Origin of the sequence: Dietzia sp. HMSC21D01, assembly GCF_001815995.1 — a bacterium.
In the GTDB taxonomy this organism is placed as follows: Bacteria; Actinomycetota; Actinomycetes; order Mycobacteriales; family Mycobacteriaceae; genus Dietzia; species Dietzia cinnamea.
The window spans coordinates 1-11,046 of sequence record NZ_KV823891.1 but is presented as its reverse complement, the minus strand read 5'-3'; the positions used below and the strand labels follow the sequence as shown (position 1 = coordinate 11,046).

The window sequence follows — 11,046 nt, the reverse complement described above, 5'->3', positions numbered from 1 at the left end:
CCCGCCGGATCGGATCCGGCGGGGCCCCTCTTCGCAGTCCCGGGCCCGTAGGCGGAACGGGAAGTGTCGCGGCGGTCAGGCCCTGGCGCGGCGCTTCTTCATCCGACCCTCGAGGTACACGGCGAGCTTGGTCAGCGAGTAGTTGATGACGATGAACAGGATGCCCGCCACGATGTACGCGGGGACCGTGTTGGCGTACGCCGAGCCGAGCGTCTTGGACCAGTTGAGCAGCTCGAGGTAGGTGATGCCGTAACCCAGCGCGGAGTCCTTGAGGACGACGACGAGTTGGCCGACAAGGGCCGGGAGCATCGCTGTGAGGGCCTGGGGGAGCTGGATCGACCGCAGCACCTGCCCGGAGGTGAGGCCCACCGACAGTCCCGCCTCGGACTGCCCCTTGGGCAGACCGTGGACGCCCGAACGGACGAGCTCGGCGATGACAGCCCCGTTGTAGAGCGTGAGAGCGGTGACGACGGCGGCGAGCGGCGCGTGCTGGTTGGGCACGAGGTCGGACGTGGCGAAGTACCCGAAGTAGGCGAACACCATCATCAGAAGCACCGGCACGGCGCGGAAGAACTCGACGATCACACTGCAGAACCACCGCAGAGGGGCGAACGGCGAGAGTCGGCCCATGCCGAACAGCAGCCCGAACACCACCGCGAGCACGATCGAGATCCCGGCCGCGGTGAACGTGCCCTTGAGCCCGGGGATGAGGTACGACGTCCACACCTCGGGGTCGGTGACGAAGGGCTCCCACATGAAGGCCTTGAGCTGACCGGCCTTCTGGAATTGCAGGAAGACGATGTACGCGATGCCCAGCGCGAGGATCGCGCCCACCACCGTGAGGACACCGTGACGCAGCCTGGCCTTGGGACCGGGCGCGTCGAACAGGACGGCCTGGGTGCTCATCGCTTCACCGCCAGCTTCCGGGAGAGGGAGGTGGTCCACAGCCCGATCGGGAGGGTGAGGATCACGAAGACCATCGCGAAGAAGAAGAACGTCGGCAGGCTCGCGCCCTCGTTCTCCGTGATCACCTGCAGCAGCCCCGCCGAGTCACCGACGCCGATCACGGCCGCGACGGTGGAGTTCTTGATGAGCGCGATGATGACCGAGCCGAGCGGGGCGATCGCGCCGCGGAACGCCTGCGGGAGGATCACCTCGCGCAGGGACTGTCCGAACCCCAGGCCGATCGAGCGGGCCGCCTCCGCCTGCCCCACCGGCACCGTGTTGACGCCCGAGCGCAGGGCCTCACAGATGTAGGCCGCGTGGTAGACGGCCAGCATGATCGCCGCCCACCAGAACGCGTTGCGCGCGAAGTCGTCGGAGACCGACAGTTGCAGGATGAAGGACAGGCCCAGGATGCTGAAGACCATCAGCAGCGTCAGCGGCAGGTTCCGGAACGTGTTGACGTACGAGGTCCCCAGGCCGCGCAGCACCGCCACCGGGGACACGCGCAGGACGGCCACGAGCGTTCCCAGGATCAGGGCGCCGATGCTGCCCAGGATCGAAAGCTGGATGGTCACCCAGACCGCTCCGAGGACGTCATAGTCGGCGAAGATGTCGCCCATGGTCCACCTTCCGTGATGGGGTGCCGGACCTCCGCGCCCCGGTGGGCGGCGGCGCGGAGGTGGCGGGGCCGGCCGGGTCGGGTGTCGACCCGGCCGGCAGGGATCGATTCAGATCAAGCGCAGGCGTCCGGCTCGGGCGGGTTGCCCTCGCCCGGGGTGAAGCCGGCGGCGCCGAGGTTCTCCTCGACCGCGGTGTCCCAGCTACCGTCCGAGATCATCTCGCGGATGGCCTCGTTGATCTGCTCGCACTTCTCCGTGTCGCCCTTGGCGATGCCCACGCCGTAGCGCTCCTCGGTGAACGGCGCGCCGACCACCTTGAGCTGGCCCTGGTACTGGTCCTGGGAAGCGTAGCCCGCGAGGATCGTGTCGTCCGTGGTCAGGGCGTCGACCGCGTTGGACACCAGCGCGGAGACGCACTCGGAGTAGGTGCCGAACTCCTGAAGGTTGACGCCCGGCACTTGCTCCTTGACGGTCTGCGCCGAGGTCGAGCCGGTGACCGAGCACAGGCGCTTGCCGTCGAGGGAGTCCGGCCCGGTGATCGAGTCGTCGTCGGCGCGGACCAGCAGGTCCTGGCCGGCGATGAAGTACGGTCCGGCGAATCCGACCTTCTCCTTGCGGGAGTCGGTGATGGAGTACGTGGCCACGATCATGTCGACCTGGCCGGTCTCCAGCAGCGTCTCGCGCTGGGCGCTCGGCGCCTGGATCCACTCGATGTCGTCCTCGGCGGTGCCGAGCTTCTCGGCGATGTAGCGGGCGACGTCGACGTCGAAGCCGGTGTACTCGTTGCCCTCCTTGAGGCCGAGGCCCGGCTGGTCGAACTTGATGCCGACCTTGAGCTGGTTCCCGCCGTCGCCGCCGTCATCGCTGCCGCACGCGCTCAGCCCGAGCGCCAGGGAGACGGCCGCCGCGGCCGCTCCGATCCGTCGGATGTTCATGAGTACTCCTTGTGGGGTGGGGTGGATGGGTCCTGAACGGGTCCGCGGACGGGCCCTTCTAGTTGGAGAGGATCTTGGACAGGAAGTCCTTGGCCCGGGCGCTCTGCGGATTGGTGAAGAACTCCTCGGGTGTGGCCTGCTCGACCAGCTCGCCGTCCGCCATGAAGATCACGCGGTCGGCGGCCTTGCGCGCGAAGCCCATCTCGTGGGTCACCACGACCATCGTCATGCCGGTCTTGGCCAGGCCGGTCATCACGTCGAGGACCTCGTTGATCATCTCGGGGTCGAGGGCGGAGGTCGGCTCGTCGAAGAGCATGACCTTGGGGTCCATGGCCAGCGACCGGGCGATCGCCACGCGCTGCTGCTGGCCACCCGACAGCTGCGCCGGGTACTTGGCCGCCTGGTGCTCGACCCCGACGCGGGTGAGCAGCTCCATGGCCCGTTTCTCCGCCTCCGCCTTGCTCTGCTTACGGACCTTGATCGGCCCCAGGGTGACGTTCTCCAAGATCGTCTTGTGGGCGAAAAGATTGAAGGACTGGAAGACCATCCCCACGTCGGCGCGCAGCTTGGCGAGCGCCTTACCCTCCTCGGGCAGCGGCTTGCCGTCGATCGTGATGGAGCCGGACTCGAAGGTCTCGAGCCGGTTGATGGTGCGGCACAGCGTCGACTTACCGGAGCCGGACGGCCCGATCACCACGACGACCTCCCCCTGCTCGATGGACAGGTTGATGTCCTTGAGCGCGTGGAAGTCACCGAAGTGCTTATTGACGCCTGAGATCTCGACGAGAGCCATGTGAGGAACTATAGGGCTCCGAAAGGCCTCACCGCCCCAAGACCGCGGACGTGTCCGCTACGCGCACCGCGAACCGGTCGACATGGCGTGCAGCGGTGCGTACCGTCGTTACATGGCGATATCAGCTGTCAGGGAATACGCCCATCTCACCGCCGACGACGTAGAAGCCATCGGCGAGGAACTCGAGGCGATCCGCCAGGACGTCGTGGACTCCCTCGGCGACCGCGACCGCCGATACGTGCAGAACACGATCAGACTGCAGCGCGGCCTCGTGGCCGGCGGCCGAGTCGTCCTGCTCTTCTCCGGGTACCGGCCCGCGTGGGCGCTCGGCACCGGGTTGCTCGCCGCCGGGAAGATCATCGAGAACATGGAGCTCGGGCACAACGTGATGCACGGGCAGTGGGACTGGATGAACGACCCGGTCATCCACTCCAGCTCCTGGGAGTGGGACATCGTCGGCACGTCCGAGCACTGGAAGGCCACGCACAACTACCACCACCACAAGTACACCAACATCGTCGGCATGGACGACGACGTCGGGTACGGCGTGGTGCGGGTGACGCGCGACCAGCCGTGGCACCCGCCCAACTCGCTCAACCTGGTCTGGAACACGATGCTCGCGTTCGCGTTCCAGTGGGGCGTGGGCGTCCAGCACCTCGAGATTGCACCGGGGACCATCAACTCCTCGGGGTGGGACGAGCAGAAGAAGCGGATCGGGCAGTTCCTGCGGAAGGCCCGCCGCCAGGTGGGCAAGGACTACGTGTGGTTCCCGCTGCTGTCGGGCCCCAACTGGAAGACCACCATGACCGCGAACATGACCGCCAACGTCATCCGCAACCTGTGGTCGAACGCCGTGATCTTCTGCGGTCACTTCCCGGACGGGGCCGACAAGTTCACCCTGGAGGACCTGGAGAACGAGACCCAGGCGCAGTGGTACCTGCGCCAGATGCTGGGCTCGGCCAACTTCACCGGCAGCAAGCTCATGCACTTCATGTCCGGCAACCTGTCGTTCCAGATCGAGCACCACCTGTTCCCCACGATCCCGTCCAACCGGTACGCCGAGGTCGCCGAGAAGGTGCAGGACGTCTGCCGCCGCTGGGATCTGCCGTACACCACCGGCCCGCTGTACAAGCAGTACTGGCAGTCGTGGCGCACCATCGCCAAGCTGTCGCTGCCGAACCGGTTCCTCAAGGCCACGGCCGACGACGCGCCGGAGACGCGGTCGGAGAAGATGTTCGCCGGCGAGCCGAGGACGTACGAGACCCGCGACGGTCGGCGTGCGGGCCTGGTCACCGCACTCAAACACCACACGAACCCGCGGCAGCTGCAGCGCATCACCCGGACGGTCTGACGTGGCGGGAGACGACGTGGCATCCGGAGACGACAACCGCACCCCGAGCGTCGACGAGACGCACCGTCGACCCGAGGGCGCGACCGACGCCGAGGTCGAGGCGGCCGGCAGCGTGAGCGAGGCACTGGAGTACATCGAGCGGGCCCGCGGTCGGCTGTACGACCTGCACCAGCTCATCGGGCGAGCGGACATCCTCCTCCAGGAGGCCGCCGACAAGCTCGACGAGATCGGTCGCACGGAACTCGCCGAACGGATCCGATCCGAGGTCGTGGGGGTCAACGTCCTCCACGGCCGGTGGACGTTCCAGATGGTGGAGGAGTTCGACGACGGCTTCTGGTCCACCGCGCGCGAGGTCGACCGCGCGGTGCGCGAGGAGCTCACCGGCGGCCGCCGACACGTCCACGAGGCGGAGATGAAAGAGGCCAACAGGACGAAGGGCCGCCCCGGACACGAGGCGACCCCTGGGGATCCAAATTAGGATCCGCACGATCGCTCGCGCGGATCACGGGGTCAGCCGGTGCGGTGGCGGCCGGCGATCCGATGCCTTTCGGCCTCGGTGAGGCCGCCCCATACGCCGTACAACTCCTTGGTCTCAAGGGCGAACGTCCGGCAGGTGTCGAAGACCGGGCAGGTGGCACACACCGCTTTTGCCTGGTCCTCCTTCTTCCGCCGCGCGCCCTTCGACTCCTCCTCGAGGCTGTAGAACAGGTCCTCGTGGCCGATGCACGCCGCACCGTCGCGCCACGACCAGAAAGCCGCCATGGGTTCGAGGTTCTTGTATCTGGGCATGTGGCCTCCGTTCCCGCCGTTCCGACGTGCCCGTGTCAGGCCCTGAAAGCTCGGTCGGCAGCGCTCTGCACCCATCCTGTCAGTGATCCGCCTCGCCGTGCGCGGAGTGAACTCACATACCGAGAGGTATATGTTCGTGTCAACGGGTTGCGCAGCGCTTTTGCAGCAGAATCCACTACAGGTGAGAAGTTGTCCACGCCTCACATTCCGGCCGTGCGGGCGGCAGCGGTCACCGTCGAGACGCGGTCCTCGTCGTCGTCGACCGGATGACCTCCGCGGCGCGCGACGCCGCGCCGTCCACCCCCCACCACTTCCGGATACCCCCGGCTTCGCCGTCCAGAGCGCGGTCCACCTGCTCGCGCACCGCGTGCGCGACCGCCGTGGGCCCGTCTCCGTACCTCATCACCGACGTGCCGGGGAGCCCGGCCAGCGCCTCGGCGGTGGCGTCGTACTCGCCGTGATCATGCTTTCCCGGGACCACCACGAGCGGGACGTCCGCGCAGGCGGCGTCGGCGACGGACGTCTGGCCCGCCCCGGTGACCACCACATCCGCAGAGCACAGCTCGGACCACGGGTCGTCGTGCCACGCCCCGTCCGGCCCACCCAGCTCCGTCCATTCCGCCACGCCCAGCTCGCCGGCGGTCGTGCGGACCGCGCGCCAGAACCGGTGGTCCCAGACTTCGGTGGATCCGTTGAGGTGGACCACGCGGGGGCGACGGCGCCGATCGTGCGGCTCGGGCTCGCGACGCTCGAAGCGGGAGATCCCGCCGATCTCGTACACCGCACGTCCCGCCTGCGCGACGGCCTCGCGGTGCGCGCCGGGTGGCCACGCCGCGATGAGTTTCTCGGCGGCACGGCAGCGGAGCCGGTGCGGTTCGTCGTCCCGCAGTCCGGGCGGCAGGGTGCTCACCATCGGGACGCCGGCCATCCGCGCGGCCAGCGACATCCCCGGTGACGAGTCGACCCAGAACGCCCGCGGCCGGGCGCGGTCGATCCACGCCACCGCGCTCCGGCGAGCGGCGACCGCGAGACCCTGGGCCGCGACCCCGTCGACGGGCAGGTGCACCACCTCGACCCCGGGCGGGCGGAGGGCGTGGTCGAACGGCCCGGTCACGAGCAGCGTGACCTCCTCGCCCCGCTCCCTCAGAGCCGCGACGACCGGCAGCACCCGGTGCAGATGCCCGCGCCCACGGTTGTGGACGTAGACGCCGATCATCGTCGAAACGTCCTCAGGCGTCTCCGCGAAGTGCCTCGAGGAGCGCGTCGCAGAAGGCGGGCAGGTCGTCGGGCCGGCGGCTGGTCGTGATCCCGCCGTCACTGACGAGTTCCGCGTCGACCCACTCCGCGCCCGCGTTGACCAGATCCGTCCGCAGGCTCGGGTAGGACGTGATCCGGCGGCCGCGGACCACGTCGGCCTCGACGAGCATCCAGGGGGCGTGGCAGATGGCGAACACGGGCTTACCCGCGTCGACCATCTCGCGCACCAGGTTGACGGCGTGGGAGTCCTGCCGCAGCGCGTCCGGGTTGGCGACGCCGCCGGGTAGGACGAGCACGTCGATGTCGGCGGCCGAGGTGTCGGCGCTGATCCGGTCGACGGCGTGCGCGCCGGCCGGGTCGAGGTGGTCGACCAGCCCGACCTCGCCGCTGTCCGTGCTGACGAGGATCGGCGTGTGACCCGCCCCGGAGACGGCGCCCCACGGCTCGGTGAGTTCGACGCGCTCGATGCCCTCGGAGGCCACGAGGAAAGCGACGGTTCGGGTGTCGGTTCGTGCATCCTGTGTCTCGGTCATGCCCCCGATCGTGAGGGCGGACACCTACCCTCGCAACCGGTCCCCGAGACGGTGGACCGCGTAGCGCGGGTCCGGCACCATACCCCCATGGGACGACGAGATCGGATGGCCGCCAACGGACGTCGCGGCGGCGGGCGACGCGGACGCGGGTGCGGGTGCTCGCTGCTCGTACTGCTCCTGCTTCTGGTGGGGCTGGTGGTGGCCGCGGAGTTCGGGGCCCGCTGGTATCTGTCCGACCGGGCCGAGAGCGAGGCGTCCGCCCGGCTCGATGCGCCGGTGTCGGTGGGGTTCGGCAGCACTCCCGTGTTGTGGGATCTGGCCACGACCCAGGCCGTGGGGACGGTCCGGCTGACTTCTCCGGGCAACGCGACCGTCCCGCGCATCGACGTGACCGGCCACTCCGTCCGGCTGGTCGACGGCGGGATCCGCGCCGACACCGCCGACGGCATCGCGGTGCTCAGCGGCGAGCAGCTCGCGGCCGCCGCCTCGCAGGGCAACCCGGCGGAGGGCTCACCCGTGGCGGGTCTGACCGAGGTCCGCTCGGTGCGGCCTGACCCCGCCGCCGGGCTGCTGCGCGCGGACATCGGCGGGATCGCGGAGGGCGGCGTCGTCCCCGGCGTGACCGACGGTCAGCTGACCCTCACGCCACAGCAGACCTCGCTCCTCGGGTTCGACCTGCCGAACGGCCTGTTCTCGGGCATCACGGGCACCGTCGACTCGACCGTCGCCTCGCTGCCCGACGGCGTGGTGATCGAGGGCGCCCGCGTGGTGCCGGAGGGCCTCGAGGTCGCGCTCGGCGGGCAGGATGTCGTCCTGCAGTAGCAGCGGGAGTCCGTCTTAGCGGGAGTCCGCGCCGTCCGCGCCGTCCGCGGTGTCAGCCGCCTCCGGCGTGTCCGCCGCGTCGGCCGGCGCGCACAGCCGGGTCGGTTCGTCCCGCCCCCGCACGACCTGCGAGCCCACCTCGTCCCAGCGGCCACGCTCGACCTCCGCGGCGGCGTCGGTCGCCGCGCCCGAGGCCAGGACGAGCCCGGGCCGGTCCTTGGCCAGCTCGCACAGGCGCGCGGCCTCGTTGACCGCGTCGCCGATCACCGTGTACTCGAAGCGGTCGTCCGAGCCGACGTACCCGGCCACCACGTCGCCGAACGACGCCCCGATGCCGGCGCGGCAGTCGGGCACCCGCTCCTGCAGCCGCCGCCCCAGCACGCGCGCACACGCCAGGGTCGCGGTGGCCGGGTCCACCATCGACCGCGGCGCCCCGAACACCACGAGCGCGGCGTCGCCCAGGAAGCTGTCCACGATGCCGTCGTACTCCTCCACGGTCTCCACCACCACGGAGAAGAACTGGTTGAGCACGTCCACCACCTCGGAGGCCTCGGACCGCACCGCCATCTCGGTGGAGCCGATGAGGTCCACGAACACCACGCCGACGCGCGAGTCCCGCCCGCCCAGTTCGGGCTCGTGGAGTTCGGCGGCCTCGGCCACGTCGCGGCCCACGTGCCGCCCGAACAGGTCCCGCAGCCGCTCGCGCTCCTGGAGCCCGGAGGCCATCTGGTTGAAGCCGCGTTGCAGCTCGCCGAGCTCGGTGCCGTCGTAGACCACCACCCGCCGGGACAGGGTGCCGGCCGTGATGTCCTCCATCGCCCACCGCACGCTGCGCAGCGGGCCGATCATCGAGGCCGTCGCCAGCGAGATGAGGAGGAACCCGGCCAGCAGTGAGGTGGCACCGAGGACGATGACGACGACGGCGAGGCGTTCCAGTGACAGGGCGCGGCCCGCGAGGGTGTAGATCGCCACGATGATCAGGCCTGTCACGGGGACCCCGCTGCCCAGGGCCCATGCCACCCGGAGTCGCGTCATGGCGCCGAGGAACCGGGCCCGCGGCGCCCTGCCGGTGGACAGCGCGACCGCCGCGACGGGACGCAGTCCGAAGTCGGCCAGCAGGAACGCGACACCGCACACGACCAGGCCGGCGAACACGATCGTGAACCCCACGACCGGGATCGACGACGGGTCCACCACGCCGTACGCGGGGGTCACCACGGCCGCGCCGAGCAGCCACAGGAACGCCTGGATGAGGGTGATGCGCCCCGGCAGCCGGAGGGTACGGATGCGCTGCCGATCAGTGGGTTCGTGTCCCTCCAGGAACCAGCGGACCCGGCGGTAGACGGCGCGGGTCACCCACACCGTGCCCGTGATGACCGCCAACGACACGTAGACGGGCACGACGATCACGGTGGGGACGAGGAACTCCCGCGAGAGCAGCGCCGGGCCGGGCAGCACGAAGAAGACCAGCGTCACGGCGACGGCGACGCCCACGAGGTTGGAGCCCAGTAGCGACAGGATCAACAGGATCCGGACGCGCCAGGCGCGGATCCGGGCGGATTCCCGCTCCCGTCCGAGCAGCACCGACCCGAGCTCCGGGCGGCGCAGTAGGGACAGGTCGAGTCGCACGATCTGTATGGTGCCACCCCGCACCGACACTCGTGATGTCCTCGTCACACCTGTCTCGGGGAATGGGGTGCGCGGTCCGTCGGCGCGTAGGGTGGTCTCCGGACGGCCCGCACCACTCTTGCCTCGGGCCGCGGCCTGTCGACCATCCCGTGGTCGCGCACCGGACGTACCGCCTGAGTGGCGATGCGATTCTCCGTGAGCGCGCCGGGCAAGACGCCATCCTCTATGTTCGGAGCACTTCCTCTTGTCACGTTCTTTCGCCGATCTCGGCGTTCCTTCCCCCCTGCTCGACGTCCTGAGCGGCGCGGGCATCACCACCCCGACGCCTATCCAGTCGGCGACGCTGCCCGACGCCCTGTCCGGCCGTGACGTGCTCGGCCGCGGTCGCACCGGCTCCGGCAAGACCTACGCGTTCTGCCTCCCGCTCGTCGCGCGTCTGGCCGCCTCCGGCGGTCGCCGCACCCGCAACGCGCCGCGCGGCCTGATCCTCGCCCCGACCCGCGAGCTCGCCCGCCAGATCGACGAGACCCTCGCGCCGCTCGCCAACGCCCTCGGCATGAAGACCACCGTGATTTTCGGCGGCGTGTCCCAGGGCCGCCAGGTGGACGCGCTGAACCGCGGCGTCGACATCGTCGTGGCCTGCCCCGGCCGCCTCGAGGACCTCATGGGCCAGAAGCACTGCCGCCTGGACGGCATCGAGATCAGCGTCCTCGACGAAGCCGATCACATGGCCGACCTGGGCTTCCTGCCCGGCGTCACCCGCATCCTGTCGGCGACCCCGGCGGACGCCCAGCGGCTGCTGTTCTCCGCGACCCTCGACTCGGGCGTGCAGAAGCTGGTGACCAAGTTCCTCACCGACCCGGTGGACCACTCGGTGGACGACGGCTCGGCGACGCCCGGACCGACCGCGCACCACGTGTTCCACGTCGACGCCGACGACCGCGTCCGCGCCCTCGCCGACCTCGCCGGCGCGCACCCGCGGACCGTCATGTTCACCCGCACCAAGCACGGCGCCAAGCGCCTGGCCAAGCAGCTCACCGGCCGCGGCGTGGCGAGCGTGGACCTGCACGGCAACCTGTCGCAGAACGCCCGCGTGCGGAACCTCGACGCGTTCTCCTCCGGCGAGGCGACCGTGCTCGTGGCGACCGACATCGCCGCCCGCGGCATCCACGTCGACGACGTCGGGCTCGTCGTCCACGCCGATCCGCCGGCCGAGCACAAGGCCTACGTCCACCGGTCGGGCCGCACCGCCCGCGCCGGCGCCATCGGCACTGTCGTCACCGTGGCCACCGCGGATCAGGTCCGAGAAGTCCGCTCGCTGCTGCGCGCGGCCGGGGTGGCCGCCGGCGAGATCGAGCTGCCCGTGGGCGCC

At 70.1% G+C, this 11,046-nt stretch carries 12 protein-coding genes; 4 read left to right on the top strand and 8 right to left on the bottom strand.

What is annotated here, in order from left to right:
• Positions 1-75 precede the first annotated feature (75 nt).
• From HMPREF3086_RS07830 to HMPREF3086_RS07815, 4 genes are all read right to left on the bottom strand, one after another.
• Positions 76-906 carry an amino acid ABC transporter permease gene (locus tag HMPREF3086_RS07830; protein WP_061229277.1) on the bottom strand — a complete coding sequence of 277 codons (831 nt, stop codon included), beginning with the start codon at positions 904-906 and terminating at the stop codon, positions 76-78.
• A complete protein-coding gene (locus tag HMPREF3086_RS07825) occupies positions 903-1,565 on the bottom strand; it encodes an amino acid ABC transporter permease (protein ID WP_007631535.1) in 663 nt (220 codons plus the stop codon). The genes HMPREF3086_RS07830 and HMPREF3086_RS07825 overlap by 4 nt, the downstream gene beginning before the upstream one ends.
• Before the next feature lie 113 nt (positions 1,566-1,678).
• A complete protein-coding gene (locus HMPREF3086_RS07820) occupies positions 1,679-2,500 on the bottom strand; it encodes a glutamate ABC transporter substrate-binding protein (RefSeq protein WP_061229278.1) in 822 nt (273 codons plus the stop codon).
• A 58-nt stretch (positions 2,501-2,558) separates the two neighbouring features.
• Positions 2,559-3,293 carry an amino acid ABC transporter ATP-binding protein gene (locus tag HMPREF3086_RS07815; protein WP_061229279.1) on the bottom strand — a complete coding sequence of 245 codons (735 nt, stop codon included), beginning with the start codon at positions 3,291-3,293 and terminating at the stop codon, positions 2,559-2,561.
• A 112-nt stretch (positions 3,294-3,405) separates the two neighbouring features.
• Between HMPREF3086_RS07815 and HMPREF3086_RS07810 the strand changes: the two genes are divergently transcribed.
• Entirely contained in the window at positions 3,406-4,644 is a 1,239-nt protein-coding gene (locus HMPREF3086_RS07810) for a fatty acid desaturase family protein (RefSeq protein WP_061229280.1), read from the top strand.
• A gap of 16 nt (positions 4,645-4,660) precedes the next feature.
• Positions 4,661-5,122, top strand: a complete 462-nt coding sequence (locus tag HMPREF3086_RS07805) for a hypothetical protein (RefSeq protein ID WP_061229285.1) — start codon at positions 4,661-4,663, stop codon at positions 5,120-5,122.
• 32 nt (positions 5,123-5,154) lie between these two features.
• Here HMPREF3086_RS07805 and HMPREF3086_RS07800 read toward each other — a convergent pair whose 3' ends face one another.
• From HMPREF3086_RS07800 to HMPREF3086_RS07790, 3 genes are all read right to left on the bottom strand, one after another.
• Complete coding sequence (locus tag HMPREF3086_RS07800; protein WP_061229281.1) at positions 5,155-5,433, bottom strand: WhiB family transcriptional regulator; 279 nt, start codon at positions 5,431-5,433, stop codon at positions 5,155-5,157.
• Between the two features lie 229 nt (positions 5,434-5,662).
• Positions 5,663-6,649 (bottom strand): glycosyltransferase, encoded by a 987-nt coding sequence (locus tag HMPREF3086_RS07795; RefSeq protein WP_070721177.1) that lies wholly within the window; start codon positions 6,647-6,649, stop codon positions 5,663-5,665.
• A gap of 13 nt (positions 6,650-6,662) precedes the next feature.
• Positions 6,663-7,223 (bottom strand): type 1 glutamine amidotransferase domain-containing protein, encoded by a 561-nt coding sequence (locus HMPREF3086_RS07790; RefSeq protein ID WP_061229286.1) that lies wholly within the window; start codon positions 7,221-7,223, stop codon positions 6,663-6,665.
• Between the two features lie 87 nt (positions 7,224-7,310).
• On the opposite strand from HMPREF3086_RS07790, the gene HMPREF3086_RS07785 reads away from it, so the two are divergent.
• Positions 7,311-8,045, top strand: a complete 735-nt coding sequence (locus HMPREF3086_RS07785) for an LmeA family phospholipid-binding protein (RefSeq protein WP_246830936.1) — start codon at positions 7,311-7,313, stop codon at positions 8,043-8,045.
• Positions 8,046-8,060: 15 nt separating this feature from the next.
• Here the strand turns inward: HMPREF3086_RS07785 and HMPREF3086_RS07780 are convergent, their stop codons facing one another.
• Positions 8,061-9,674: an adenylate/guanylate cyclase domain-containing protein gene (locus HMPREF3086_RS07780; RefSeq protein ID WP_083324349.1), complete on the bottom strand. Its 1,614-nt coding sequence runs from the start codon at positions 9,672-9,674 to the stop codon at positions 8,061-8,063.
• Positions 9,675-9,918: 244 nt separating this feature from the next.
• Here HMPREF3086_RS07780 and HMPREF3086_RS07775 point away from each other — a divergent pair.
• A partial coding sequence (locus HMPREF3086_RS07775) for a DEAD/DEAH box helicase (protein WP_070721170.1) occupies positions 9,919-11,046 on the top strand: 1,128 nt, incomplete at its 3' end.